General features: G+C 47.1%; 25 protein-coding genes and 1 pseudogene. 10 read left to right on the top strand and 16 right to left on the bottom strand.

What is annotated here, in order from left to right:
* Positions 1-166: 166 nt before the first annotated feature.
* Positions 167-946, top strand: a complete 780-nt coding sequence (locus tag PQQ36_RS04625) for a ferredoxin--NADP reductase (protein ID WP_011081868.1) — start codon at positions 167-169, stop codon at positions 944-946.
* On the opposite strand, the gene PQQ36_RS04620 is transcribed toward PQQ36_RS04625, so the two are convergent.
* The 6 genes from PQQ36_RS04620 to PQQ36_RS04595 form a co-directional block, all read right to left on the bottom strand.
* Positions 924-1,787, bottom strand: coding sequence for a DMT family transporter (locus PQQ36_RS04620; protein WP_047111108.1), 864 nt, complete (start codon positions 1,785-1,787; stop codon positions 924-926). The genes PQQ36_RS04625 and PQQ36_RS04620 overlap by 23 nt on opposite strands.
* 253 nt (positions 1,788-2,040) lie before the next feature.
* Positions 2,041-2,688 (bottom strand): DUF2057 domain-containing protein, encoded by a 648-nt coding sequence (locus PQQ36_RS04615; RefSeq protein WP_015728337.1) that lies wholly within the window; start codon positions 2,686-2,688, stop codon positions 2,041-2,043.
* A gap of 157 nt (positions 2,689-2,845) precedes the next feature.
* Positions 2,846-3,376 (bottom strand): DUF2799 domain-containing protein, encoded by a 531-nt coding sequence (locus PQQ36_RS04610; RefSeq protein WP_015728336.1) that lies wholly within the window; start codon positions 3,374-3,376, stop codon positions 2,846-2,848.
* A 90-nt stretch (positions 3,377-3,466) separates the two neighbouring features.
* Positions 3,467-4,363 carry a DMT family transporter gene (locus PQQ36_RS04605; protein ID WP_015728335.1) on the bottom strand — a complete coding sequence of 299 codons (897 nt, stop codon included), beginning with the start codon at positions 4,361-4,363 and terminating at the stop codon, positions 3,467-3,469.
* 156 nt (positions 4,364-4,519) lie between these two features.
* Positions 4,520-5,572 carry an acyltransferase family protein gene (locus PQQ36_RS04600; RefSeq protein ID WP_088428607.1) on the bottom strand — a complete coding sequence of 351 codons (1,053 nt, stop codon included), beginning with the start codon at positions 5,570-5,572 and terminating at the stop codon, positions 4,520-4,522.
* Between the two features lie 205 nt (positions 5,573-5,777).
* Positions 5,778-6,935 (bottom strand): multidrug effflux MFS transporter, encoded by a 1,158-nt coding sequence (locus tag PQQ36_RS04595; protein WP_011152663.1) that lies wholly within the window; start codon positions 6,933-6,935, stop codon positions 5,778-5,780.
* Between the two features lie 95 nt (positions 6,936-7,030).
* On the opposite strand from PQQ36_RS04595, the gene PQQ36_RS04590 reads away from it, so the two are divergent.
* The 8 genes from PQQ36_RS04590 (at position 7,031) to nqrM (ending at position 11,670) form a co-directional block, all read left to right on the top strand.
* A complete protein-coding gene (locus PQQ36_RS04590) occupies positions 7,031-7,810 on the top strand; it encodes an AraC family transcriptional regulator (RefSeq protein ID WP_040111077.1) in 780 nt (259 codons plus the stop codon).
* A 300-nt stretch (positions 7,811-8,110) separates the two neighbouring features.
* On the top strand, positions 8,111-8,431 hold the full coding sequence (locus PQQ36_RS04585) for a translation initiation factor 1 (protein WP_273660416.1): 321 nt from the start codon (positions 8,111-8,113) through the stop codon (positions 8,429-8,431).
* Between the two features lie 129 nt (positions 8,432-8,560).
* On the top strand, positions 8,561-8,908 hold the full coding sequence (locus tag PQQ36_RS04580) for a GlpM family protein (RefSeq protein ID WP_026050534.1): 348 nt from the start codon (positions 8,561-8,563) through the stop codon (positions 8,906-8,908).
* Between the two features lie 280 nt (positions 8,909-9,188).
* Complete coding sequence (locus PQQ36_RS04575; RefSeq protein ID WP_011152659.1) at positions 9,189-10,175, top strand: cytochrome-c peroxidase; 987 nt, start codon at positions 9,189-9,191, stop codon at positions 10,173-10,175.
* A 211-nt stretch (positions 10,176-10,386) separates the two neighbouring features.
* A complete protein-coding gene (locus PQQ36_RS04570; RefSeq protein WP_011081853.1) occupies positions 10,387-10,581 on the top strand; it encodes a hypothetical protein in 195 nt (64 codons plus the stop codon).
* 138 nt (positions 10,582-10,719) lie between these two features.
* Entirely contained in the window at positions 10,720-11,022 is a 303-nt protein-coding gene (locus PQQ36_RS04565) for a DUF134 domain-containing protein (protein WP_011081852.1), read from the top strand.
* On the top strand, positions 11,019-11,471 hold the full coding sequence (locus PQQ36_RS04560; RefSeq protein WP_040111075.1) for a NifB/NifX family molybdenum-iron cluster-binding protein: 453 nt from the start codon (positions 11,019-11,021) through the stop codon (positions 11,469-11,471). Before PQQ36_RS04565 ends, PQQ36_RS04560 begins: the two co-directional genes overlap by 4 nt.
* 1 nt (position 11,472) lies before the next feature.
* The gene (gene nqrM / locus PQQ36_RS04555) at positions 11,473-11,670 is read left to right on the top strand and encodes a (Na+)-NQR maturation NqrM (protein WP_040111074.1); all 198 of its coding nucleotides are present in this window, start codon (positions 11,473-11,475) and stop codon (positions 11,668-11,670) included.
* Between the two features lie 174 nt (positions 11,671-11,844).
* Here nqrM and fusA read toward each other — a convergent pair whose 3' ends face one another.
* The 6 genes and pseudogenes from fusA to PQQ36_RS04525 form a co-directional block, all read right to left on the bottom strand.
* Positions 11,845-13,863, bottom strand: coding sequence for an elongation factor G (gene fusA / locus PQQ36_RS04550; RefSeq protein ID WP_273660410.1), 2,019 nt, complete (start codon positions 13,861-13,863; stop codon positions 11,845-11,847).
* Between the two features lie 309 nt (positions 13,864-14,172).
* Positions 14,173-14,628 (bottom strand): GNAT family N-acetyltransferase, encoded by a 456-nt coding sequence (locus tag PQQ36_RS04545; protein WP_015728326.1) that lies wholly within the window; start codon positions 14,626-14,628, stop codon positions 14,173-14,175.
* Positions 14,612-16,435 carry a GGDEF domain-containing protein gene (locus PQQ36_RS04540; protein WP_118894401.1) on the bottom strand — a complete coding sequence of 608 codons (1,824 nt, stop codon included), beginning with the start codon at positions 16,433-16,435 and terminating at the stop codon, positions 14,612-14,614. The genes PQQ36_RS04545 and PQQ36_RS04540 overlap by 17 nt, the downstream gene beginning before the upstream one ends.
* Positions 16,432-17,595, bottom strand: coding sequence for a substrate-binding protein (locus tag PQQ36_RS04535; RefSeq protein ID WP_225471427.1), 1,164 nt, complete (start codon positions 17,593-17,595; stop codon positions 16,432-16,434). The genes PQQ36_RS04540 and PQQ36_RS04535 overlap by 4 nt, the downstream gene beginning before the upstream one ends.
* A gap of 321 nt (positions 17,596-17,916) precedes the next feature.
* Positions 17,917-18,036, bottom strand: a pseudogene (locus tag PQQ36_RS04530) (ABC transporter substrate-binding protein); the annotation flags it as partial.
* A gap of 97 nt (positions 18,037-18,133) precedes the next feature.
* Positions 18,134-19,357, bottom strand: a complete 1,224-nt coding sequence (locus PQQ36_RS04525) for an MFS transporter (protein WP_273660408.1) — start codon at positions 19,355-19,357, stop codon at positions 18,134-18,136.
* A gap of 110 nt (positions 19,358-19,467) precedes the next feature.
* Between PQQ36_RS04525 and soxR the strand changes: the two genes are divergently transcribed.
* A complete protein-coding gene (gene soxR, locus PQQ36_RS04520) occupies positions 19,468-19,935 on the top strand; it encodes a redox-sensitive transcriptional activator SoxR (RefSeq protein WP_011081844.1) in 468 nt (155 codons plus the stop codon).
* Here soxR and PQQ36_RS04515 read toward each other — a convergent pair.
* The 4 genes from PQQ36_RS04515 to PQQ36_RS04500 form a co-directional block, all read right to left on the bottom strand.
* Entirely contained in the window at positions 19,930-21,480 is a 1,551-nt protein-coding gene (locus PQQ36_RS04515; protein WP_015728319.1) for a cryptochrome/photolyase family protein, read from the bottom strand. The genes soxR and PQQ36_RS04515 overlap by 6 nt on opposite strands.
* 88 nt (positions 21,481-21,568) lie before the next feature.
* Positions 21,569-22,363: a helix-turn-helix transcriptional regulator gene (locus PQQ36_RS04510; protein WP_411105109.1), complete on the bottom strand. Its 795-nt coding sequence runs from the start codon at positions 22,361-22,363 to the stop codon at positions 21,569-21,571.
* 17 nt (positions 22,364-22,380) lie between these two features.
* Positions 22,381-22,920: a YbhB/YbcL family Raf kinase inhibitor-like protein gene (locus tag PQQ36_RS04505; protein ID WP_015728317.1), complete on the bottom strand. Its 540-nt coding sequence runs from the start codon at positions 22,918-22,920 to the stop codon at positions 22,381-22,383.
* 188 nt (positions 22,921-23,108) lie between these two features.
* Positions 23,109-23,510: an NUDIX hydrolase gene (locus PQQ36_RS04500; protein ID WP_206627698.1), complete on the bottom strand. Its 402-nt coding sequence runs from the start codon at positions 23,508-23,510 to the stop codon at positions 23,109-23,111.
* Positions 23,511-23,523: the final 13 nt, after the last annotated feature.

Raw genomic sequence — 23,523 nt, 5'->3', positions numbered from 1 at the left:
TGTTTTGAGTCTTTATTCTAAATTTTATTAATAGAGTGTGTAATGATGCATTTAACGTTTTGTAAATAAAATGATTAAAAATTGTTGTTTGTTGTGGTGTTTCCACTTTACTTAAAGAGATGTGGCGGTTACTTTTTGCATAACCGTGTCAGAGTGAGAGGTAGATATGGCTGAACTGAAAATCACTGAACATCGAGATTTTGCGAAGGCCGTGGTAGAAAAGCGCACCGATTGGACGGGGGAGCTTTTTAGCTTACGTGTTACTGGCACGCATTTGGATTTTAAAGCGGGTCAATTTACCAAGCTGGCTTTACTGGATGAGCAAGGCCAAATGGTGAGCCGTGCCTATTCTCTGGTAAATGCCCCTTCGGTGCTGAATGATTGGTTGGAGTTTTTGATCGTCTCTCACCCGCAAGGAAAACTCACACCGAAATTGCAATCGCTCAAAACTGGGGATGAGATTTACGTGGGCAAAAGCGCTCATGGTGATCTCACTTCCGACATCATTCCCAAAACCACCGAAGACCTCTGGCTTTTTGCCACAGGGACTGGCATTGGTCCTTTTCTTTCGCTCCTCGATGACATTACCCATCAACCTCGTTGTGATCGCATCATCTTGGTCCATTGCGTACGATATGAAAAAGATCTTGTTTATCGCTATCTGATTGAGCAGTTGAAAGAGCTGTATGGCGGCCGTTTAGTTTACGTGCCCATCGTGTCGAGAGAGCAAGTACCGAACACGCTACATGGTCGAATTCCGGCATTGCTCTCTTCTGGGATACTGTTCCATCATCTTGGCATGGAGATGTCAGCCAAAACCAGTTTTGCCATGTTGTGTGGTAATCCTGAAATGATTAAAGACACCTCTGCGGCGCTGCAAAACTTGGGTTTGGAAAAATACCGTCGTCAAACAGGGGGAAACATTATTTTTGAGCGTTACTGGTAAAAATCAGTGCAATGCCGCCAAGCACGAGTGCGCTGGCGACAGTGCTCACGATAGTCAGCGGTTCATTTAACCAAATCACCCCAGCAGCCATCGCAATCACAGGGACAGAGAGTTGTGCAATGGACGCTTGCAGCACCGATAACGATTTCACTGCCATATACCACACCACATAACCAATCCCAGACGCTAACACGCCAGAAAGCAAAGCCCAAACAATGCCATTGACGGATACGGATGAGACATTCAGTAGCCAAAAGCCACACAGCAGTGCCAGTAAGGATGCAAAGCTAAAGCCTTGAGCGATGGCTTGTGTGGGCGATTGTGCCTGTTTGCCCAATAAGGTAAAAATCGCCCAGCAAACCCCAGCTATCGCCATCATAAACGCATCTATCGCATTGGGTGTTTGCGCAGAAGGCGACATTAAAACGATAAACCCACTGATGGATAGAGCGACGCCTCCCCATTCCAATTTAGAAGGGCGATGGCCAGAAAACAGGTGGAAGGCGATGAGGCTGAATTGCACAACCGCAAACAGAATCAATGCACCAGTACCGGTAGTGAGCCCGACGTACGCATAGGAAAAGGCAACGGCGTAACCAAACAACGCGACACCAGCCAGCACACTTGTTCGGCTTAAAAAGGCTGATTTGCTCAACAGTTGGCGCATTTGACCAGCTTGGCTAAACGATAAGATAACCAGTAAAGTGACCGCGCCTGACAACAAGCGAATGAAAGTAAAGCTACCCGGATCAATGCTTTGTTCTGCCAGTGCTAAACGACAAAAAACCGAGTTTGCGGCAAACGCGATCATCGCGATGGCCGTTAATGGGAATGCAGACATCGTTCTCTCATTTGGTTGTTTTTTCTATTTTAGTCTGGATAAGACCGAAGTGGTGGTGCTGAGCTTTCAGTAAAGAGCAAATAAAAACAATGCTGATGGAAGAAGCTTAGGTATTGGTCGTTCGAAATCAACGGCGAGCAACGAAGGGCTAAAAAGATCGCGAGAGAGGGTAGAGTGGTTGTGCATGGATGGCAAGGTTAGGTGAGAAGAGGAGGTGATGAACACCTCCTACTTGCTTAAGCCATTTTGCGGGTTATTGATTGATGTAGGCTTTGAAACGCGCTTTGGTGGCCTCATCGGCTTTGTCATACCAGAAGTGCAGCATCTCTTCTGCGGTGTTATCTCCCGCCTTCACTTTGGTTTCAACGTTTGCCACTGGCTCAGTCTTAATTGTGGCCACTGACACCGCTGTACCGATTGCCGCGATACCGCCAGTTTGGTTGTAATCTGCTGCTTCACGCGCGTAGTCTCGGCCAATCTGCATGCCGGATTTCACCAGTTTGTCTTCAGATTTGGTCACAGCTGCGCCTTGTTCATCGACCAACTGCCACTGCATTTGTTTGATTTCCTGCTCTGCAGCACGGTGATCACGATACTTTGGCAGCTCGAAGTTGAGATCGGTATCGGTGGCTGAAAATTTCGCGATGATCACGTTACTCTCGACGCCAATACGATCATTACCTTGGCTGAAGTAGGGTTCGTATTGAAAGACGATTTGGTTTTCACCATTTGGCAATTCAATGGTTTTTGAAGAGGCAAATAGGCTGCCAGAGAGCTTGGCTTTTTGCCCGTTGGCGACAAACAGAGTGACGTCATCCGGTACATGTAGGGTAACAGCAGCAGTTGCCAAGCTGCTGATACTCATTGCCAAAATGCATGTTAACGGTTTGATGATATTCATATTTATTATTCCAGAATACGAGAGGTTGCTTCTGCTTGAGAGTGCCCAGTTCAAGGAGGCATTGCAACGTCTGTATGTAAGAAGTTTGAAAAATTCATCAAACTTTCATCTCGTGCAGCACAATCAACCTAATGTTTCGCGCTTGAGCCCGTTATGCTCAAAACGAAAACTTCAGATTGTAAGAACGCGTTGGCACAATCAGTGATGTACGTTCGCGAATGAGCTCTTTACGTCGACTTTCCAGCGTTTTTCTCTGCTGTTTGTTTTCGTTATCGTTTTTGAGCATACGCAGTTGTGTATCAATATCGCTGATTTCTTTGTTGATCTCATTGAGTCGCTTTTGAACCAGATAATCTTGATAACCTTTCTGATAGTTTTCGAGAAAACGTTCGTTGTTGCACACGCCGTAGTATTCGCGGCCTTGCTTACCGACGCGGTAGCCGTTATCTGCTGAGCAGTAGAGTACGGTGCCTTGCTCAAAGCCACGCTGCCACATCTCTTGATCTGGGTAAACGCCCGCATCACGACAATCTTTTATATAGTCACTGATCACCGTGGGATTGACGCCATTTTGCCCATCTAAATAGCCAATTTGTTGCCAATTGGCGCTACGACATTCTTCAGGGCTCATCGAAGAGCAGGCAGTCAGAACAAAAGGAAGGAGGAATAGCAATAACGTTTTTTTCATTTCAACAGCTCAAAAAGGAACAAGGAACAGGGCCTTGATCCTAATTGAACGCTGTTTAATTTCAATGATTCATGACAAAACCATACAAAACTATGATTGTTTTGCTTGCGGAGATGAAAGCGCAGAGCGTAGCGAAAAGCCCGTCACCATCATGGTGCCACTCAAAACCAAAACAGTACCTGCTAAGGTATTGATACCAATAGGTTCATTGAGGATTAAATATCCCCAGAGGATGCCAAATACCGGGATCAAAAAAGTCACAGACAAGGCCGACGCTGGGCCAATTTCACTGATCAGACGGAAATACATTAAGTAAGCAATGCCCGTGCACAAAATGCCAAGTGCAAAGACCGAGAGCCATTCAATCGAGGTTGGCATCGCATTCATCGGAACAAAAGGCAGCAAGGGCAACACAATCAGCACGGCAGCCCACATACTGCCATGTGCATTGGCAAAGGCCGGCACTTGTGGCGCTCCTTTGGTGTAGTTTGTTGCTATGCCGTAGCAACATGCGGCCATGACGCCAGCAGTGATAGGCAGTGCGGCTTGCTGACCAAGATTGATGGCATCCCAACCCACGAGCACCACCACCCCTGTCACCCCTAACATCAAGCCGATCACCCCTTTGGTGGAAATGGGGGTTTTATGCCAGAAAAAACCAATCACAGTGCCCCAAATTGCCGCGGTCGAGTTGAGTACCGCTAGCGTAGAGGCATTCAAGGTTTGCGCTGCGTAGGCAAAGCACAGAAAAGGCAATGCCGTATTGAACAGGCCAATGATAAAAAAGTGTTTTGGATGACTGAGCAACGCACGGATGTGTTTGCGCAGGTAGAGGGAGACCAGCAGTAAACTGATGGCAGCAAACAACACACGAAGCTCAATGAGATACGCAGGACCAAAACTGTGAGCTGCGATGCGCATAAATAGGAATGAACTTCCCCAAATAGCAGCAAGGCAGACGAGACGAAAAAAGCTAGCAGCAGACATAAGTGTATTTTCTTTGTGTTGATATTGTAGTTTTTGTGTAAACGAGAGAAGTATACGCGAATGGAATAATTAAGCTAGCGAGGGAAAAAGGTCACTCCACAGAGGAAGAGTATCAATCTCTGTGAAGAGTATGGAATGATGGCGAAAGATAAAACTTTAGTAACCAATAATATATTTTGTTTTTATTCTTGGCTTTAACAATTTTTTTAGCATTACAGCTGAGCAAGTGCTAATCGTAATCACTAACGCAAAGGTCATGAAATAGTAAATTGGGTTATACAAAGATTGCTCACCATAGAAAGGCAATCTTTTTAGTGTGGTGATAATCCACGGATGAATGAAGAATATCGCAAAACTGGTATTAGCAATGGTATTCATGATTCGATTGTTAAATACATATATATTGGTAATATAATAAACAGACAAACAAAGGAAGAATTTTTGAATAAACATAAAATCAATACCATTAAATTCAAATATTTCCTTTGTATAGTTCCCTTGATGACCTGTGTAAGATTGATAAATGGCAATCAATAGTGCCAATAGAGTAAACATAAACGCTTTTGTTTTCGAACGATCTTTTTGCGGATTACCGTGTAATGAAACATAAATACCCAGTAGATATATCGGTGTGAAGTAAATAAACATCTGTATTGGGTTAATGTTTTCATAGGAGCGATGAACCACAATGGATAATATTGACAATAGAGCGATTGTTATGAGCTGGTGGTTTCTGGCCGCATGAATAAACTTTACATGTAGTGGAGCGCAAAGGAAGAGTAAGATAGCGCAAGGAATATACCAATAAGCCGTAATCATTCTGCCTGTTAAGTAGTATTTTAAAATGGTGACGGGATCAGAATCATCTGCGTTGAAAAATGCAATATCTCCATAATCTGCGGTTGAGCTAAAATACCCCCCTTTCATTGCATACAACATGAATATAGCCATGGTGGACAAAAATAAATAGGGTGTGACAACTTTACTAAATTTAGAGCTTATAAATTTTGAATAATTAAAGTTCTTGTAAAATACATGATGAAACATATATCCTGATATGAAAACCAGCAAGGCAGTACAACCGCTGAGAATGTTCTTAAAAACACTCGTATAAAATGGAGTATTTTCTAATCCATAAGCGTATACATGAACCATAACCACCATTAAAATGGCGATGGCTCTAAAGTTGTGTATCGATTGAATGAACATAACCTATCTCATTTTTATTTGTCTGTAGACATATTAATTGTTAGATATGTATGTAGTTCATGCTTGATGATGTTTTTTTTATCCTTGTCGATTTGATCTTGTAATGTTATCGAAGAGATGAAAGTTTTCTATTCAATAAGAAAGCTAGCGCTTTTGATGATTTTTTCATGCTTTGCGCTAGCTTGAGTATTATTTTCTGATGTTTTTACTCATTATTATTCATGGTTACTGCTCTGTCAGTGCGGTGTTTAGACTGATGCATGACGCAAAGTATGAGTAAACTACAACCCACTAATACGACTCCTAAGTGCTGTACGCGAGCCGCGAGCGCAAGGCCAAAGCCAATCAACAGATAGTACATCAGCCCAAATAGTGCTCCAGCACTGCCAGCATGCTCTCGGTAGTGAAGCAAAGCCCCACTAAGAATATTCGGAATGGCGATGCCAAAGGCCATGACGACGCCCATCATCGGCAGTAAGAACCAAATCGAGTTCAAACAGAGAAACACCCCAAGTGAACCAAACACGAACAATGTGGCAGCAAGGCGCAACAATGTGGTTTGAGACACTTTTCTCGCGAGCAAGCGTTTATTGATATAGCTGGCACAGAACGTTGCGAGCCCCAGCACAAGGCCACTATAGCCAAACTCACGAGCGCTATAGCCCAGTTGAACAAACACAAATCCACCGAGTTGGTAATAGGCAAACAACGCGATGTTATACAGTGCAACCAGTAGGGCGGCGGCCCAAATCTCGCCGTCTTTGACCATTTTTGTTGCCAGTGGCAGCAGTGCGGTCGAAGTTCGCTTTTGTTGAGTTTCAGGAAGTCGTGCGAAGGCAAGCGTGACCACAGCCATCGCTGCGACAAACAGGGCGATAAACACAGAGCGATAGCCCCCAAAGGAGACGAGTTGTCCGCCAAGCAGCATGCCCAACACCGGGCTAATCGCGATGCCTAATCCCATCAGAGAGAAGACTTTGGCAAGCTCCTCGCCTTGAAAAGCGTCTCTCAGCATGGTTTGGGTGACAATGGATCCAACCGCAATGCCAAAAGCACTGAGGATTCTTGCGAGCATTAACACAGCAAAACTGTCGGTCACGATAGCCAGTAGTGATGCGCCAGCGTAGAGAATCAGCCCAAGCAGCATGGTTGGTCGGCGTCCCCATCGATCACATAAAATGCCCCAACACACCACGCCAAAGGCAAAAGCTGCAAAATAGACAGACAGGGTTTGCGCTGCAATGTACTCAGGCACGGCAAAAGAGGCAGAGATGGCGGTGAGCGCTGGGCTATAAATGGTTTCGACAACCTGCGGCAGCATCAGCAGTAACACCATGAGCCAAAGTGAAGGTAGTTGTTTCATAAGTTGCTCTCAAAAATAACTTGGTGCCTAGTGTAGTGAGAGACTAAAATTTCCAGTTAACAACATTAAAACGAAAAATATCAACATTCGGACATATGGCCATCATTAATCATCAAACCGTCTTCAATGCCGATCGACTGCCTGGCCGAGTGATTGGCATTGCCGCAGACGTTGGACAACATGACTCTGGTATGCACCAACACCACAAAGGTCAGTTGCTTTATGCGCCAAAAGGTTGCATGAGCTTTGCCTTAGAAGGGGCAATCTGCATCTTACCGCCCACCAAAGCGGTGTGGATCCCTCCTAGGGTGACACATCAAGCGGTGATGACCAATGTGGTGGCCTATCGTTCGCTCTACTTTGATTGCTCTGAGATAAATAGCCCAGACAAGATAACGGTGATTGAGGTCAATGAACTGCTGCGTGCGTTGATTGAGCGAATGGCTTTTTGGCCTTGGGACAAAAATGAACAAGAGATGACGCAAACACTTGCGCTGTTTTGGGAAGAGTTCTTTGCTGCGCAGCAACACGATTATCGTCTACCGTTGCCCACCGATCGCCGGCTGAAGAAATGGAGTCAGCAACTGGCAAGAAGTGATTTCTTAGCGCCGAGTTGTGGCGAGTTGGCGAAGCAAGTGGGCGCCAGCAGCAAAACCATTACTCGTTTGTTTAAACAAGATACAGGCATGTCGTACCAAGAATGGCGGCAACAATGGCGGGTGTTGAAAGCGATTGAGTTATTATCAACACCGTTACCCGTGAGCGAAGTGGCGCACCAACTGGCTTTTTCCTCAGACAGTGCATTTATCGCATTTTTCAAAAAGCAAACGGGGCAGACCCCGCTGGCGTTTGTGATGCAAAAATCGCACGCCTAACCGAGAGATTCACGTTAGGCGTTGCCATGGCTCAGTGAATCTGCCGAGGATAAAATTCCTGCTTGAGGCGGTGAGTAAACTGCTCATCCAGCGCGCCAGTGTCAATGTGGAAGTGATCGAGCCAGTAAACATCGGCAAGAAAGGGCAAATTTGCATGCTAACGCGAGAGCCGGTTTGTTGAGCTGTATCGGAAATCATTGACGGCGCGACGTTGTCTGCTAAATAACTGTGTTATGGTGGAAAAATAACCGAAAAGCTCTGTTGCTGTTCAATCCTTTCAACGCCCATGGAGGATTCGTTATGCCCATTCACTTAAGACGACCTTCTACTCGTCGTCTGGTCCTGATTGCCGCGCTGGCTCTGCTCATCGTACTCAAAGTTAACCTCTATTCGTCACAGCCTATGGTGCATTGGGGGCAGGTGTCTGAAACGGCAATCGGCTATGACGATGAATTTACTCAGCCGCATACCTTGGTCAATGTCATCTTGCAAAATGGCGATACTCTTCAAATGGAAGTGCCGCGCAAGGGGCAAATATTGGTGGGGGATCGGGTTGAGATTGTCGAACATCCCCGATGGCTAAGAAAGCCGTTGTTAACCTTTCGCGTTCATCTCGACTAGGCTTGAAGCCCTCACTCGCTTGATTTTTCAAAGATTCTCATTTGATGAGAATCTTGCGTTTCTCTTGCTGGTTTCTTGCGCTTGATCTTTTACGATTTGACCAATCAAGATCAAAAAGGGAAGGCATCGGTGATCAGTTTGTTTCTAAAATCTTTGTTGGGCGCGGCGGCTGTGGTCATTATTGCGCTGTTGTCGAAAAGCAAAAACTTCTACATTGCAGGCTTAGTGCCTTTATTTCCCACCTTTGCCCTGATTGCGCACTTCATTGTAGGCAGTGAAAGAAGTATGGAAGACTTGCGCCAAACCGCGCTATTTGGTCTTTGGTCTCTGTTGCCTTATGCCGCCTATCTTGCTGCCGTTTACTATTTTAGTTACCGCTTCAGTCTGGTGACGACACTTTCTGCCGCGACGGTGATTTGGTTGATGGCGGCTTCGCTATTGATCGTCGCGTGGACCAAAGTGATGATTTCAGTTTGATGCGAATTTGCTCAATAGCGGAATTGATTTGCATCAACAAAGGCGTCGATTACATTCTTTATAAAAATGTAAATAAATAGTAAATCGACGCGCGCGATGAAAGAGTGCACAAGCTTTGTGCAGATTACGCGCTTTTAACATCGATTTTTGTCATAAAAACCATCGTTTTTTTGCGTTATCACCGCAAAATCGTTTGCTTTAAGTTACTTGCCAAAGCGCATCGGTCAAGAAATGCGCAGCTCTAGTGAGATTGGAATAACTCTCGAGAAAGGAAGTAACGATGAAAAAAATCATTGCAGTGAGTCTCTTATCTGTCGTGTCATTTGCGACCTTGGCAGAACGTCAGGCGCAAGAACCGATCAAAGTGATTGATCCGGTTGTTGGGTTGGATGCGAAGAAAGTTGAATTGGGAAAAACCTTATGGTTTGAGCCTCGACTATCAGCCTCTAACACCATTTCGTGTAACTCATGCCATAACGTGGCCAAGGGTGGGGTGGATAACCTGCCAAGCTCCATTGGACATAAATGGGCGATTGGGCCGATCAATTCACCCACGGTGTTTAACTCGGATCTCAACTTCGTGCAGTTCTGGAATGGTCGCGCCAAAGATCTTCAAGAGCAGGCCGCAGGGCCGATTGAGAATCCGCTAGAGATGGCATTCACCCATCAGTTGGCGATCGATACCTTGAAATCGATTCCTCAATACCGCACTTGGTTCAAACAAGCGTATGGGGTGGAAGAGTTCACCTTAGAGCAAGTTACGGACGCCATCGCGACCTTTGAGAAAACGCTTCGTACCCCCAATGCACCGTTTGACTTGTGGTTAAGAGGGGAAGACAGCGCGCTCACCACGGCCCAAGTGGAAGGTTATGAGCTGTTCAAAGCGAAGGGGTGTACGGCGTGTCATAGCGGCCCCTTAGCCGGAGGGCAGATGTACCAAAAAATGGGGTTAGTGAAGCCTTTTGAAACCGCCAATCCAGATGTAGGGCGCAAGGCGATTACTGGCAAAGAGTTCGATGAGTTTGTCTTTAAGGTGCCGACATTGCGCAATATTGAGCTCACCTACCCCTACTTCCACGACGGCTCAGTGTGGGATCTTCAAGAAGCGGTAGAAGTGATGGCAGACATTCAGTTGGGGCAAAAACTGACCAAAGATGAGTCTGGTAAAATCACCGAGTTTCTCAAATCTCTGACGGGTGAACAGCCGCAAATCGTTTTGCCGCATTTACCACCGTCTACGATTGAAACGGCGCGACCACAAATCTAACCGCTCTTCAAAGCCTCTTTTAAAGAGGCTTTTTTGCAGCCAATCACAAATTTGATCTTCAAACGACTTCGCCAACACACTGGCGTTTTGAATTTTTTCTCTGCTGGCAAGGGATTAGCGATTTTACTGATAAAACAGCAAACTAAGGCGACTTTGACATCGTGTTGGCCTTGACTACGCTTTAGATTCCAACGTCAGAAAGGAGATCGTAATGGCAAGACTAAAGCAAGACATTCCAAATCGAGTCACCGTGTATCATGACAATCTAGAGCAGGAGCAGGAACTGAAAAATGCCATGCGGCCTGAAAAACCAAGATACTTCAATGGCTCACCCACCTACAAAGCGGAAAGCCTTGCTGACTTTGAAGCAAGAATTACCCAGCTCGGACTGAGCATCGATAAATAGCACCGAGTTTTTTGCTTCCTTTAATCCATTCCAAAAGCCGCCAGCGCGGCTTTTGTTGTTTTTGCAATCTAAGGTTAATGTTATTGGCATATGCTAATTATAAATCTACAGTGCCGTAGTCATATTGAGGAGGCACCGATGCCAAGACCGAAAAAGCCCCGCACCATTGGTTGTTTGCCAAAAGCCAGCTGCTTTAAGCCCAATGGGATACCTGCACACAATTTGCCGCGCATTGCTCTAGAAGCCGATGAACTTGAAGCCCTGCGACTGGCGGACGTATTGCAACTGCATCAACTTGAAGCGGCTCAGAGTATGGGGGTGTCGAGGCAGACGTTTGGCAACATCATCAAGCGAGCGCGAAACAAAGTGGCGTTGTGTTTGGTGGAAGGCAAAGTGCTGACCTTACCCAATCAAAGTCAAGATAAGGAGAAGGAAGCATGATTGCGATTCCATTACATCAGGACAAAATCTCTGGACACTTTATGAAAGCGGAGCGATTCGCGTTGATCAATTCCGTTGGAGAGGTGGTGGCGTATCTTGCCAACCCTGCGTTCAATCAAGCTGAGTGCGCCAAGAAAGCGCGTTGTGTTCAGCAACTTTTAGCCGCAGGCGTGACACAACTGATGGTGAAAAACATTGGTCAGAAATCGTTAGGCAAACTACTGTCAAAAGGGGTGAGCGTCTATCAACTGGCAGGTCGTTGTTCACTGCACGAGGTGAGCAACGCAGTAAAAACGCCCATGACTTCTGCAACACAAGGCCGTGAATGTCGGTCTCATTCTCAGTGTGGATCGGCTTGTCGCCCGCAGAGCAAGGTGAACAAGGTGGCCACGCGCGAACCAAATCAAAGGGTTTGTTCACCCATATTACGCATTCGTCCAAGGGGGTAACATGGTGAATTTGTTGGTGACATTCGGCGTTTTTCTATTGATGATTGGCTTGATGGCGATTGGTGTGATGTTCAAACGCAAAGCGATTCAAGGCAGTTGTGGTGGTTTAAATACGGTCGGGGTGGATAAAGTTTGCAACTGTGAAACTGCCTGCTCGGAACATAAGCTCTATCAAATTGCTGAACCGAAAGAACGTTAGTCAAAAGAAAAAGATGGCCGCGAAAGTTGCTTGGTCACAAGCAATAAACGAAGAAGTCATTTACGTACAGACAATTTACAACGAAACAAATAAAAAGAAGCGATAAACAAGGGAGCGTGATGCTCCCTTACGGTGTTGTTGGCTAAAAACGTCTATGGTGACTGAATTTTCCGTTTAGGACGTGGTTTCTTCACAGACTCTTTTTTGCACTGCTGGTGGGGCGGGCTCATAGTGGCTGAGCGACATGTTGAAGCTGCCTTCACCGCCGGTCAGTGCGCGCAGTTTTCTTGCATAGTCTTGCAGCTCATTGAGCGGCGATTTGCCTTTGATTAAAGTTAGGTTGTTCGCTTGTGGCTCTGTGCCCTCAATGAGGCCACGGTTGCCAGACAGATCGCCAGTCACATCCCCGACGTTATTGGTCGGAATGGTCAGCTCCAACTGAACAATCGGTTCCAATACAATCGGGTCTGCCTTCTTGACGGCATCGAGAAACGCCTTTTTACCTGCGATGACAAACGCGATCTCTTTAGAATCGACCGAGTGGTATTTGCCATCGTGTACCGTGACTTCAATGTCGCGGATCGGGTTATTCGAAATCGCCCCTTCTTCAAGTGCTTGATGGATGCCTTTTTCAACCGCTGGAATCAATGAGGTTGGAATGGCTCCGCCTACTACTTTGTTGACGAATTTGAACCCCGCACCTCGCTCAAGGGGTTTCACACTGAGGTGCACTTCGCCAAACTGACCCGCACCACCACTTTGTTTCTTATGGCGATATTGCCCTTCAGCGGGTTTGGTGATGGTTTCAAAGTACTCAACGCTTGGCTGTTCGGTGTCTACCTCCAACTTGTATACGCTTGCCATTTTTTCCAAGGCAATTTTCAGGTGGAACTCGCCTTGTCCACTTAAAATGGTCTCATTGGTGCGCGCGCGATGTTCTAAGCGCAGCGAAGGGTCTTCACTAACAATACGATTTAGCACTTCGCCCAGTTTTTGCTCATCGCCACGTTTGGTGGGTTTGAGGCTTAAGCTGTACATCGGTTGGGGGAAATGAAGGGTTTTCAAGCTCACGTCATCTTCGTCATGTGAGTCGTGCACGATGGAATCAAACTCCAACTCGTCCACTTTAGCCAAGACGCAAAAATCACCTGCGAGTGCACGTGAAATCTCCGTGCGATGCTTACCTTGCAATTGATACAGATGGCCGACTTTAAACGCTTTATTGCTCTCGCCGACATAGAGTTGGCTACCTGCGTTGATCTCCCCTTGGAACACGCGTAAATACGCCAGTTTACCCATGTAAGGGTCCACGCTGATCTTGTAAACATGGGCGACAGTGTGTTCGAGGGTGTCGCAATTCACCTTGATCATCTTTCCGTTCTTTTGCAGTAACGGAGGGTTGCCTTCGTTGGGCATTGGCATTAATTCGGCTAAGGTCCGCAGCAGCAATTCAATGCCAGCACCGGTCTGCGCGGAGGCAAAACAGATTGGCACAACGTGCCCGGTACGTAACGCTTCCTCAAATGGATCGTGTAACTGCGCAGGGGTAAGTTCAGAGCCTTGTTCAAGGTAGAGCTCCATCAGTTCTTCATCCACTTCCACCACTTGGTCAATCAAGGTTTCATGGGCGGCTTCAACACTGCTTAGCAATGTCGCTTGTTGGTATTGAGGTTCAAAAAAGCAGTCAACAACCTCGTTGCCATCGGCTGAAGGAAGGTTAATCGGTAGGCAATTGCTACCAAAATGGTCTTGAATCTCATCCAACAGTTTCTCAAGTTGGTTACCGTGGTTGTCCAACTTATTGATGATGATCATCTGGCATTTTTTCTGCTGCTGAGCAAATTGGAACAGCTTGTCGGTCACTTGGGTCAGCGGCATTTGCGGATCCAGCACCAACACCGACGTTTCAACGGCGGGAAAGACACTCAAACTGCGACCGAGTAACTCGGACAATCCCGGAGTATCGATGATGTTTAGACGATGTTTTTGCCAGCTTAACGCGACGGGAGTGGCTTCGATACTGTGCTGATATTGAATCGATTGGTCATCGAAATCGGTCACGGTATCGCCTTTTTCAATGGATCCAAGATGAGTGGTGGCGTCGCAAGCAAAAAGCAATTTTTCGATCAACGTGGTTTTACCGCTACCAGACTGACCCACAAACGCGATATTGCGAATTTTGTTGATAGGCATAGCGCCTCCTTGCAATAGAGAGGAAGAAGAGAAGGACGATAAATCTCATGATCAGGCGGGGTTACCGCCTGATCGTCTTCCAGGTCATTTTGCGCGGGGCTCCTTGCATTGCGACCTCATTAGTCGATGAGTACGGATTTCAGTGTGCACCCATATCCATAAATTTTATGTGACTTAATTCATGCTGGTGTAAATCGAACAAAGAGAAGCGGATTCGATGTCACAAATAAAGCAAAAGAGGCCGTGAAGTGACCTCTTATCGGTGGGGAAGCGTTAAAAGCGATGTGACTCAATTACATTGGAGCGTGATCAGAGTGTTAACGTCATGAAGCAGCTGTTTGGGTCTTCCTGATAGTCGCCAAAAGGTGCGCAATACTCAAAGCCAAATTTCTCGTAGAGGGCTCGTGCGGGGGCAAAAAAAGCCATCGTTCCAGTCTCTAAACTGATTTGCTGATAACCTTGCTGTCTAGCGTGTTCAATCAAATGCTGCAAAAGCGTGGAGGCCACCCCTTTGCCTCTGGCGGCGTGTGTGGTGCGCATGGATTTGAGTTCACCATGTTGGTGCGTAAGACGCTTCAATGCGGTGCAACCGAGTAAGGTTTCTTTTTGCCAGCCAGTCCAAAAGGTCACATCCGGATGTTGCAATGCACTTAAATCTAGGGCGTGGACACTCTCCGCTGGTGAGGTGGCATACATGTCTTGCAGATGTTCTTCGAGCAGCGTAATGACTTGTTTATGCTGTAAATTGTCAGTGGTAATAATCACCGTTATCGTCCTCAGTCAGTGCATGTTGCACTTGGTTTCTGCCTTCATGTTTGGCTCGATAAAGCGCTTTGTCCGCGATGAAGAGTGCGCGTTCAAAGTTGCTGCATTGCCATAACGTGGCACCAATACTCACGGTGACTTTCATATCATCCCCGAGCTCGAGTACGGAACCCAGTACCATCTCCGCACTTAGGCGGATACGCTCAGCAATAAGCAGGGTTTGTGCCAAATTTGCATCTGGCAACACTAAACAAAACTCTTCGCCCCCGACGCGGCCAAACAGATCTTGTTGGCGAATTTCTTGAGAAACTAACTGACAAAACGCTTTCAAAACCTTGTCGCCTGCTGCGTGGCCATATTCGTCATTGATGGTTTTGAAGTGATCCAAATCCATCATGCAGACCCCTATCTTGTCGTTGACTCTTCTTTGAATGTTGGCCGCTTCAATCAGAGCTCGGCGGTTCAACACGCCAGTTAATGAGTCTTGCTGTGCCAATACTGTGAGCTGCTGTTCTTTGCCTTTGATTGCCTCGGCCATATGGTAAAACGCGGCAAACAGTTCACCAATTTCATCTTTGCGTTCAAGCAACTCACCGCGAATGGATTTGCCTTTTTCCAGTGCTTTGGCTTGGCGACGCAGACGTTCAATGGGCACGCCGACATAACGTGCAAGGTAGAGCGTCAGCAGTAAAAAGACAATCAGCGCGGCGCCGACATAAGCGAGCACTTCGCGCAGAATATGCTGGTTTTCACTGTTCAACTCTTCAATATCGATGAACGCAAGCAAGCATAAGCCCAGCTCATGCTGTGCAACATTGAGCCCGCTGGCTCGGGTAAATCGGTGTCCCCATGAGGGGCTAATGTAGATGTCTTGATTGATGAGAACGCCACCCAGATCGGGCCTGAGCCACGGTGAAGCTGTGGCGTTGGGCCCATACTCTTTGAGCGCCTCAGCATTAAGATATTTCGTCGGCATCAGCAAGCGACGATTCAACTTAGTCATGATCGACACATCCACTTGGTTGATGTTGTCATTGACTAAGGTGCTTTTAATTTCAAAGATCTGATCTTCAATCAAGGTGCGATCGAGCACCGCCGTGTAGTAGCCTTTCAGTTCACCTGCGCAATCGACCAAAGGGCGTGAAAGAAAATAGGTCTCGCTGTCGAAAATGAGCCCTAACTGCGCGATATACTCAGCGGGCATTAAGCTGACCACGGGTCTGGGTAAACTTTTTATCGCTCTTAAGTTATTGAGTTGGTTACGTAACTCGCGACTCTCGATGGAGTTTTCTTCGCCGCGAGATTTGAGTTTTTGCAGTTTTTCATACACCAACTGCTCTTTGGCTTGATTGATGGGTTGATCGATAAGCCACTGCTGATAAGAGAGTGATAGCTGTTTTTTAGTGAACGCGTCGTAAGCGATCAACCCCGAAATATCTTGGCGAAGAATATAGCGGTTGCTTTTGTTGGCGGAAAACACCGAATCGATGATGCTGCCTTTGGTGTCAGTTAACAGCAACATAGAAAAACCAGAAGCAAAGCTGATCGCATCCTCCATTCTCTCTGTCACTACATGCTCATCTTGGCACTGAGCAAGATGCGCACTGACCAGATCGAACTCCGAAAACCGGCGATCAATGTAGTGGCTGATCTCTTTTGCGCCCTGTGCAATCGCCAGTTGGCTACTTTGGCGGATATGTTCCACCATCAGGTTGATGCGCGCCTGATAATAGACATAGCCAAATATCGCCACAAATAAGGCGAGAGGAGACAGGATGAGGAACATCTTGAAACTGAGTCGATTCATTCGGTCGCGCTTCTTTGATCCTCAGGTTTAATGATGCCTAAGTTGCGAATCACATTGAGCTCGCCTTGTTGGAACTGAGCGAGGTACATCGGTAGATCAAAATGATGATCATTGCGCAAGTGAACGGCGTCTTCTCCGCTGTAGAGCGTCAATCCAGGTAAGTTGATCAATAACTGCTCCCCATCAACGCGGCCACTTTTTTCGATGGCAGCTTTGATTAAATAAATCAGATCGTAATGCGCTTTGCTTGAGTAGGTGACTACGGCATCTGCACCATGGAAGCGATGATAATTCTGCACAAACTCACGGGCGACTGCGTTATCCAACCCGCTGAAAAAGTGCAGGGCGGTCATCACGCCTTGTAATGATTGTGAATCCACATTGCTTAGATAGGTTTCATCGGCCGCAAAAGCGACAACTTGAATCTCTCTTTCAAATTCAAACGCTTTCATCTGTTTGAGGAAGTTGAAACCATCACTGCCCGGCAAGATCAGCATCAGCACATTTGTCCCTGAGCGTTTAATGCGTTCCAGCACAGGGGTGTAATCTTTGACACCAAAGGCGGTAAACTCGATGCCGCTGATTTCGCCTTCCACTTTCTCGACTTCTTCGACAATGCGTTGAGACATGCGGTGTGGCCATATGTAGTCGTAACCGAAAATGTAGAAGGAACTGCCTACGTTTTCCGCTAAATAAGGGACAATCGGTGCAATATAGTGCTCAGGAATGGTGCTGTAACAGATGAGATAAGGGCTGTAGTGACGGCCTTCGTAGTCGATGCCATAAAACATAGGTGTGCGCAGCTCGGTGGCGATTTCACTCATCGCATAACGCGATGAACTGCTGACCGGGCCTAATAGCGCGAACACATCCTCATTGAGAATCAGCTCTCGACTGTATTTGACCGTCTTAGCGGGGTCCGTTGCATTGTCTCTGATCACCAGCTCAAGTGGACGCCCCAAGACACCACCTTTGGCATTAATCTGTTCAACTGCAAGCTCGGCGCCTCTGACGGCTTGCTCACCATACACAGCAAAGGTGCCAGTCAAAGGCAGCACCGCACCAATTTTTATCGGGATTTGTGGCTGGGAGCAGCTTACAAGGCTAACGGCCAGCAGTGGCAGTATGATCGGCAGCAAATAAGATTGAAGTTTGCCCATATTGTGTGTCCTTTTCGTCAATGAGCGATATCCCTGTCCACGTTTAGCCGCTGATGTTGAGTCGCGTGCTATGCGCAGCTGAGCATGAACGTTTACTTATTGCCTTCTGTACGTCGTTCCTCGTGGTTTGGGAATTTTATTGTTATTTTTGTCACTAATTATAAGGGGATGTGCTCCGTAAAGGCGAGCCCGTTTTTTGCACAGAGCTTGGTATAAAGTTCTAAACCAAACACTTACTATGAGAATAGCGTGTTTTATGCCTGTTGGCGGTTTTTGACGGTGAAATGGAACGAAGTTGTTATTGAATTCTCTTTTCTTACGTTAATGACTGACAGAAATGGACAGAATGCGTCGAATTACCTCGTCTTCTCTGACCTTTGGATTGCGGAAAAAGCGGAAGATTTCCGAGTTAATGGCTTGTTGCGCGACGGGATTAGCAGCCGTTTAGTCATGCGTTTTAACTTGCCAGCTCCTGACTCTCCCCCTGTTTGCTTTGTCTGGTAAGCTCCGCCAACCTCGTTTGAGGTTGGCTTTTTTGCTATTCGTGCACCAGTTCTCGCGTTAAAGGCCGACTGGTCAACACAAATAAACAGACAGAAGCAACCAGCATGACCAATGTCGCAACGAGGAAGCCCAACTGCGTTTGGTCTTGCTGAGCCAAAAACGCGATTAATAGGTAACTTAAGCTCTGTACCAATGTTGAAAACATGGCCAGCCCTCCGTCAACACGCCCTCGCTGTTCAATGGCCACGGTGTGATGCATCCAGTTCGTGCGGGTAATTCGGTTGAGCGCATTGAAAAAACCAAAAAGAAAAGTCAATACAATCAGCGCCAAAGGCGTGGTGGCGAGTGCCATGCCCGCGAGTGCAAACGTCAGAGCCACCATCGCCCACAATAACGTTTTTGGGTAATTACCTTTGGCCAATAATCGATGAATGGACAACCCTGTGAGCAGTGCGCCTAAGCCGAAAGCAATGCTGTAGCTGGCGAACCAATGTCCTGCGACTTGGTTTTCCGCGAACCAGATCGGCACCAGCTTACCCAAATAGGTGACGATGGGATAGGAAAGGCAAGAGAGAAAAATGATGGCGAAGAAACGTGGTTGCGCCGAGAAAATCACGCGACTCTCCACCACTTGATGCCAAAATTGACCGGATTTTGCGGTGCGAAGTTGTCGGTGATAAGGCGTTAACATGTAGCTAATGGCAGCGATAAACGATGCACTGGCGGCAAACAGCGCAAATTCCAATAATCCCCAATGTTCTAGCAACACTACCCCTAAGCCGCCGGCGCCTAGGGTGGTGGCTTGCAATACAATTTCTTGTTTGCCCGCAATGCTGGCGTATTCGTGCTGCTGATAATTTTCCTGAGTAAAGGCGTTATTGGTGCTCCATGCCAAATTACTTGAGAGCCAGAAGATCAGTTGTGCACCTGCCAGTAGCCAAGGGGAGTGCCATCCCCACAGGCTTGCTAAGGCAACAACGAGTGCGGTCAGCACCTGTAACCATTGATTGAAGAGTAGAATGGTTTTGCGAGAGTGGCGATCAATCAACGTAGCGAAAAAGGGGGTGATCACAAAAGAGAGCGCTGTACACACAAGAGCGGTTAGTGCGACAAACGTGCCCATGTCGGGTGTTTGTAGCATCATCCATGGCAACGCCATCATAAACAGTCCCGATGAGATCCCATCAAAAAAGAGGCCGGTGAGGTAAGGCAAGGTCCGATTGCGTGTTGCAGGTGGCATATTCATTATTTTCTCCATGTCGACTGACGTATTTGTTGCTACTCTAAAAGCTCAACTTAACTTGAGGTAAAGCGTTTTTTTGCTCAAATTCGACAAAGAGACAGCCTCATAACTCGCAAGGAAGCAAAATGGACATCAGCGTAGGTGAAGTGGCGAAACGATCGGGAGTGAAAGTGTCGACGTTGCACTTTTATGAACAGAAAGGGCTGATCACCAGTTGGCGCAATCCAGGCAATCAAAGACGCTATCATCGCAGTGTGTTACGTCGTATTGCGGTGATCAAAGCGGCTCAGCAGGTCGGGCTGTCACTAGAAGAGATTACCCAAGCGTTAGAAGGGCTCCCTAAGCATCAAGCGCCGACAAAAGCGCAGTGGGAAACCATGGCCACCGGCTGGCATGCAATGTTGGAGCATCGGATTTTGCAACTGAAAGCGTTGCAGAGCGATTTGGGTGGCTGCATTGGCTGTGGTTGTTTGTCTCTTGAAAGCTGCAATTTACGCAATCCCCAAGATGAAAAAGCGGCTAATCATCAGGGGGAATCGTTACTGACAAACCCAGAGGATGAGGATTTTACCGCGATTGTTAGCCAGCTATAAGCTATCAAGACGCTCTAAATACGCGTTTGCGGTGGCAAGAATACGCGCTTTCTCGTCGTCGGCTTGGTTTTGCCAATTTTTCACCATCAGAGCCATGCGAGGATTACGCAAGAAGCGGTTTTGATGTCGGTCGATGAAATGCCAATAAAGGCTATTCATGGGGCAAGCATCTTGGCCACTGCGCTGTTTGACGTGGTAATGGCACTGTTTGCAGTAATCACTCATTTTATTGATGTAAGCGCCGCTGGCAGCATAGGGCTTGGTGCCCACGATGCCGCCATCAGCGTGCAAAGCCATCCCCCTTGTATTGGGCATTTCTACCCACTCAATCGCATCGATATAGATGCCAAGATACCATTGCTCCACTTCGTCAGGGTCACAACCCGCAAGCAGTGCAAAATTACCCGTCACCATCAGGCGCTGAATGTGATGTGCGTAGGCAAAGGTCAGTGATTGTGAGATGGCTGCGTGCATGCAAGCCATATTAGTCTCACCGGTCCAAAAATAGGAGGGCAATGTGCGCTTGGCTTGCAGTGCATTGAGTGTGGCGTAGTGTGGCATCTGGCTCCAGTAAATCCCGCGAACATACTCACGCCAACCTAATATCTGTCGCACAAACCCCTCTATTTGCGCCAGAGAAATGCCGTCTTGATTGTGTCGATAAGACGAGATCGCGGTGTTGATCACTTCTGTAGGAGAGATCAATTTGCTGTTTAAGGCAAAGGAGAGGCGGCTGTGATAGAGGCTCCAAGAGGCCGTATGTTGGTGGGTCATGGCATCTTGAAATCGGCCAAAATAGGGTAGGCAGATTTGGCAAAAGTGTGCCAGTAACGTCAATGCTTGTGAGCGATTGACTGGCCAGAGTAGCGGTGTTTGTGCTTCTCCAATACAATCCACCTGGTGTCGCTCTAGCCGCTGAAGAATGGTGTCAACAGGATTGGCAAACATCAGCGGTGTTGGGAGTGCATCTCGATCCTTGTCCGAGAGTTTGTTTCGATTGTCGGCGTCGTAGTTCCATTTTCCACCCAACGGTTTTTTCTGCTCATCCAACAAGACGTTGTGTTGCTTTCTCATCTGGCGGTAAAAATGCTCCATCAAAGGTGGTTTCGCTTGGGCAAATCGCGCTTCGATTTCATCAAAAGGAAGAATGAAGTGTTCGCTATCGACACAGGTAATGGTTGTACCTAGTATGGATAGATTATGGAGTTGTTGTAAAAGACGATATTCGTCAGGACGTTGATATTCAAAATGAGTAATTTGGTGTTGCTGGCAGAGAGCTGTAATCCATTCAGTCAGTGTGGCTCGTTGGCACGACTCATCAAGATCGATGTAGCGGACAAGATGACCTTGTTGTTGCAGAGTCTGCGAAAAATGCGCCATTGCCGCAAAGAAAGCACACACTTTTTGCACGTGATGGCGAACATAAACGGTTTCTTGTTTGAGTTCGATGATCAGATATAAGGTGTCATCGCTCACGTGATCGAACCAAGAGTGCTGTGCATTAAGTTGGTCGCCTAAAATGAGTCGTAGCCGAGTGAATGTCATCTTCTCCTCGCGAGTGTGTTTTTGCTGTTGTATACGATTTGCTGTTGCATACGAACCGTGGCGAAAAACGATCAAACTGGCGCTGTGCTCAATTCGGCAGTGTTTTGCAATACTCTCTCGGGGAGAGTCCAAAGCGCTGGCGAAAGCGTTGACTGAATTTATCTGGCGATTGGTATCCGCACATCAATGACAACTCTGCGGTTTTACGATGGCCTTGCTGCATCAGGCTTAGTGCATGGCTAAGCCGTACTTTTGACAACACTTCACGATATTGAGTGCCTTCCTCTTTTAAGCGGCGGATCAAGGTCGCTTTGCTGATGGCGAAGTGCTGACAAGCGTCTTCAATTTGATGATCTTTACTCGGCTGTTGGGCGATAAATTCACTCAGCTTTTGCTCAAAGCTTTGGCCTTGTGGCGCAAACATCAAATGCAGCACCCCTCGTTCTGCCAATTGCTGATAGAGGCCGTACAGCCAGAAGGTGATCGTTTCTGTACTCAATTCGTCAAGCGGTAATCCGGCGAGCAAATTCAGCGTATGGTTGAGGGCTTTATCACAGCGAACCACAGGGTGATGAAGGGTGAGATGTGGCGTGGTCGTGCCATTACGTTCACTCAGCGACAGCATTTCTGATGTGGGTGGCAGAGTGAAACAAAATTGGCGAGATGAAAACTGCCCTGCTTGAGGAAGATTCTCGAAATGGAGCGCATGGTTGGCACGGCACAGTAGCAGGCTGTGAGCATCAATATCCAAGGTGGTTTCTTGCCAATAAAGGCGCTTACTGCCAGTGGTAATTTGGATAATGCTGGGAGTGAGAATCGCCACATTGCGCAATGCTTGTGTGTGAACACCACGGTAGTAGGCAAGTTGCATCAATGATTTCATTGTCACTCCCAGATGAATTATCGAACGTAAGTTGCGGTTAACGTTGCTTTATCTAACGCCATCGCGTTGAGCATAAAACCCACTAGAGCGGGTGAGCTGTTGCTATCTAAGTCTAACTTGGCTTCAGGTAATGCCCAAACGGTAAATTGATAGCGGTGCATGCCATCACCCTCTGGCGGACAAACGCCGCCGAATCCTTTTGCGCCATAGTCGTTACGGATCTCCGTTGCGCCTACTTTCTTAAGGTCAACGCCACGCGGTAATTCCGATACATTGGCTGGGATATCAATGGTAGACCAATGCCACCAACCACTGCCTGTTGGGGCATCTGGGTCGTACGCGGTGATGGCAAAACTTTTGGTGCCTTTAGGCGCGTTCTGCCAGCTCAGTTGAGGGGAAAGGTTATCGCCGCTACAACCGAATCCTTTAAATTCAAAAGTTTTCGCCATACGTTGCCCTTCCATAATGTCATGGCTAGTGAGGCTAAAATCGCCAGCATAGCTGGTGGATGCGGCAACAGAGCTAAGCAGTAGTAGTGCGATAGATGAGTATTTCATGCTGATGTTCTCCTAATGGTGTATGAGAACCATTGTAAGAACCTCAGGATAGTTTTCTCGCTTGAAAGTGTCACTGTTCTTAATATTTACTTGGAAATGATTCTTTTGGTCTGTTTTTCTAATTTTTATGTAACAGTGTGATGTTGCATCGTTTGACGCTCACACGGTACGTGGAGCATCAATGCGAGCTAAAACAACCCCTCTGCTTGTAAGCGAAGTAGCTCTTTAAGTGCGGTCTTATCTGCCTCGGTCGCTGGGGCGAAGTCAGTCACTTTGCTCCAAAAGACAGTGTCCGCTTCGTGGCTTTGGATCTCACCTTGCCATTGGGTTACCACATAATAGTGCAGCAGCTGAAGCTCAGAGGTTGGATGGTAGAGCGAACAGAGATAGTGATACGTCAACGCATCGACGCCAAGTTCTTCGCGGATCTCTCTTAGCAGAGTCTCTGTTTGGTTTTCTCCCGTTTCCATATGTCCGCCGGGAATGGCAACCATATCGGGATCGCAAGATTTCTCTTTGCTACGTTGCTCAAGCAATACCTTGTCTTGATCGATGAATAAAAAGGAGACGCATGGGTGTACAGGGGGCATGTTTTTACTCATT

The sequence above is a fragment of the Vibrio sp. CCUG 15886 genome, from assembly GCF_028570825.1.
Lineage (GTDB): Bacteria > Pseudomonadota > Gammaproteobacteria > Enterobacterales > Vibrionaceae > Vibrio > Vibrio vulnificus_B.
Note: the sequence above shows the minus strand (reverse complement) of the source record. Positions and strands in the feature narration are given on the sequence as shown.

Coding starts and splice junctions, on each gene's coding strand:
- PQQ36_RS04615 (WP_015728337.1), bottom strand. CDS start 2,688: ATGAATATCATCAAACCGTTAACATGCATTTTGGCAATGAGTATCAGC.
- PQQ36_RS04600 (WP_088428607.1), bottom strand. CDS start 5,572: ATGTTCATTCAATCGATACACAACTTTAGAGCCATCGCCATTTTAATG.
- fusA (WP_273660410.1), bottom strand. CDS start 13,863: ATGCCTATCAACAAAATTCGCAATATCGCGTTTGTGGGTCAGTCTGGT.
- PQQ36_RS04595 (WP_011152663.1), bottom strand. CDS start 6,935: ATGAAACAACTACCTTCACTTTGGCTCATGGTGTTACTGCTGATGCTG.
- PQQ36_RS04560 (WP_040111075.1), top strand. CDS start 11,019: ATGATTGCGATTCCATTACATCAGGACAAAATCTCTGGACACTTTATG.
- PQQ36_RS04515 (WP_015728319.1), bottom strand. CDS start 21,480: ATGACATTCACTCGGCTACGACTCATTTTAGGCGACCAACTTAATGCA.
- PQQ36_RS04535 (WP_225471427.1), bottom strand. CDS start 17,595: ATGGGCAAACTTCAATCTTATTTGCTGCCGATCATACTGCCACTGCTG.
- PQQ36_RS04500 (WP_206627698.1), bottom strand. CDS start 23,510: ATGCCCCCTGTACACCCATGCGTCTCCTTTTTATTCATCGATCAAGAC.
- PQQ36_RS04540 (WP_118894401.1), bottom strand. CDS start 16,435: ATGAATCGACTCAGTTTCAAGATGTTCCTCATCCTGTCTCCTCTCGCC.
- PQQ36_RS04590 (WP_040111077.1), top strand. CDS start 7,031: ATGGCCATCATTAATCATCAAACCGTCTTCAATGCCGATCGACTGCCT.
- PQQ36_RS04625 (WP_011081868.1), top strand. CDS start 167: ATGGCTGAACTGAAAATCACTGAACATCGAGATTTTGCGAAGGCCGTG.
- PQQ36_RS04505 (WP_015728317.1), bottom strand. CDS start 22,920: ATGAAATACTCATCTATCGCACTACTACTGCTTAGCTCTGTTGCCGCA.
- PQQ36_RS04510 (WP_411105109.1), bottom strand. CDS start 22,363: ATGAAATCATTGATGCAACTTGCCTACTACCGTGGTGTTCACACACAA.
- PQQ36_RS04610 (WP_015728336.1), bottom strand. CDS start 3,376: ATGAAAAAAACGTTATTGCTATTCCTCCTTCCTTTTGTTCTGACTGCC.
- PQQ36_RS04525 (WP_273660408.1), bottom strand. CDS start 19,357: ATGGAGAAAATAATGAATATGCCACCTGCAACACGCAATCGGACCTTG.
- PQQ36_RS04605 (WP_015728335.1), bottom strand. CDS start 4,363: ATGTCTGCTGCTAGCTTTTTTCGTCTCGTCTGCCTTGCTGCTATTTGG.
- PQQ36_RS04585 (WP_273660416.1), top strand. CDS start 8,111: ATGCCCATTCACTTAAGACGACCTTCTACTCGTCGTCTGGTCCTGATT.
- PQQ36_RS04620 (WP_047111108.1), bottom strand. CDS start 1,787: ATGTCTGCATTCCCATTAACGGCCATCGCGATGATCGCGTTTGCCGCA.
- PQQ36_RS04565 (WP_011081852.1), top strand. CDS start 10,720: ATGCCAAGACCGAAAAAGCCCCGCACCATTGGTTGTTTGCCAAAAGCC.
- PQQ36_RS04570 (WP_011081853.1), top strand. CDS start 10,387: ATGGCAAGACTAAAGCAAGACATTCCAAATCGAGTCACCGTGTATCAT.
- nqrM (WP_040111074.1), top strand. CDS start 11,473: ATGGTGAATTTGTTGGTGACATTCGGCGTTTTTCTATTGATGATTGGC.
- soxR (WP_011081844.1), top strand. CDS start 19,468: ATGGACATCAGCGTAGGTGAAGTGGCGAAACGATCGGGAGTGAAAGTG.
- PQQ36_RS04575 (WP_011152659.1), top strand. CDS start 9,189: ATGAAAAAAATCATTGCAGTGAGTCTCTTATCTGTCGTGTCATTTGCG.